This window comes from Candidatus Obscuribacterales bacterium, from assembly GCA_036703605.1.
Lineage (GTDB): Bacteria > Cyanobacteriota > Cyanobacteriia > RECH01 > RECH01 > RECH01.
Genome location: DATNRH010000428.1, coordinates 1 through 1829, shown reverse-complemented (window position 1 = coordinate 1829; position 1829 = coordinate 1). Strand labels below are relative to the sequence as shown.

Annotated in this window: 2 tRNA genes and 2 rRNA genes; all 4 read right to left on the bottom strand. The window is 52.8% G+C overall.

Features of this window, described 5'->3' with window-relative positions:
* A 23S ribosomal RNA gene (locus V6D20_08775) occupies positions 1 to 803 on the bottom strand; the annotation flags it as partial.
* A 322-nt stretch (positions 804 to 1125) separates the two neighbouring features.
* Positions 1126 to 1201: transfer RNA gene (locus V6D20_08770), tRNA-Ala, on the bottom strand.
* A 14-nt stretch (positions 1202 to 1215) separates the two neighbouring features.
* Positions 1216 to 1292: transfer RNA gene (locus V6D20_08765), tRNA-Ile, on the bottom strand.
* Between the two features lie 137 nt (positions 1293 to 1429).
* Positions 1430 to 1829: ribosomal RNA gene (locus V6D20_08760) — 16S ribosomal RNA — on the bottom strand; the annotation flags it as partial.

Genomic DNA, 1829 nt, shown 5'->3' with positions numbered 1-1829 from the left:
TTCACCCCTAGGCACAACTCATCCCGACCTTTTTCAACAGGTGTGGGTTCGGACCTCCAGTTGGTGTTACCCAACCTTCATCCTGGTCATGCCTAGATCACTCGGTTTCGGGTCTGATCCCACGAACTAAGTCGCCCTATTAAGACTCGCTTTCGCTACGCCTACACCTAACGGCTTAAGCTTGCTCGTGAGACCAAGTCGATGACCCATTATACAAAAGGTACGCCGTCAGGGCTCAAGGCCCCTCCGACTGCTTGTAGGCGCTCGGTTTCAGGTACTGTTTCACTCCCCTCGTCGGGGTGCTTTTCACCTTTCCCTCACGGTACTGGTTCGCTATCGGTCAGTAAGGAGTACTTAGCCTTCGAGGGTGGTCCCCCGATGTTCAGACAGGATTTCACGTGTCCCGCCCTACTTAATACGTCCAATCATGCTTCCCATACGGGACTGTCACCCACTATGGTCTGTTTTTCCAAACAGTTCTGGTCACACTCATGGCTCGGCTGGTCCCCGTTCGCTCGCCGCTACTAGGGGAGTATCTGTTGATTTCCTTTCCTCCGGGTACTTAGATGTTTCAGTTCCCCGGGTTTGCCTTTTTAACCCTATATATTCAGGCTAAAAATACCTGGTTCACCCCATTATAAACAGCAGAGCTGATTATAATAGAATGTCAGGTGGGTTGCCCCATTCGGAGATCTGTGGGTCAAAGCCTATTCTCGGCTAACCACAGCTTATCGCAGAGTATCACGTCCTTCATCGCCTCTTACTGCCAAGGCATCCACCAAACGCCCTTATCGCGCTTGATTTGATCCAGAAGAAGACAGGCTTCTTCCGAGGCCGCCGGTCCTTTTGTAGCTCCGGCGACACTGATCAAAAGCATACATTTTCCCGCTCCCCTCCTGGTTCATAGTTGAGGGGAACTTTTATTCAGTGTTCAGATCCGTGCAGAACTGAACACTCGGTAAGTATACTTGACTTGGATAGAATTATGCTTTGCGGTCTAGCCGCAGAACCAGGCGCACTGCCTGATCCAGCATAAAACTGATGTGTATCTCTCTAAACGATGTCAATTCGTCCGATTGGACGGCTAAACACTGAACAGTGCTTAGCGATCTAATCGAAATCTCTTGGTGGAGCGTATCGGGATCGAACCGATGACCCCCTGCTTGCAAAGCAGGTGCTCTCCCAGCTGAGCTAACGCCCCTCTTCCAAGAGGATTGGTGGGTCGAGGAGGACTTGAACCTCCGACCTCACGCTTATCAGGCGTGCGCTCTAACCACCTGAGCTACCGACCCAAAGGAACGGGCGGTACCCGTTTCGTACTGAAGAGATATGAGGACGGCCTGGACCGTATGATGTGCTCCGGCAAAGGACCGGAGCTGCTAAGTGTTCCATGAGTGATGCGAACATCACTGGCTAGGAACATCCTTAGAAAGGAGGTGATCCAGCCGCAGGTTCCCCTACGGCTACCTTGTTACGACTTCACCCCAGTCGCTGATCCTACCGTGGCCGCCTGCCTCCCGAAAGGGTTAGCGCAGCGTCGTCAGGTAGAACCAACTCCCATGGTGTGACGGGCGGTGTGTACAAGGCCCGGGAACGTATTCACCGCGTCATGCTGTTACGCGATTACTAGCGATTCCGACTTCATGCCGTCGAGTTGCAGACGACAATCCGAACTGAGATAGCTTTTGGGGATTAACCCATTGTCACCACCATTGTAGCACGTGTGTAGCCCAACCCGTAAGGGCCATGAGGACTTGACGTCATCCACACCTTCCTCCCGCTTATCACGGGCAGTTTCTCTAGAGTGCCCAGCCGAACTGCTGGCAACT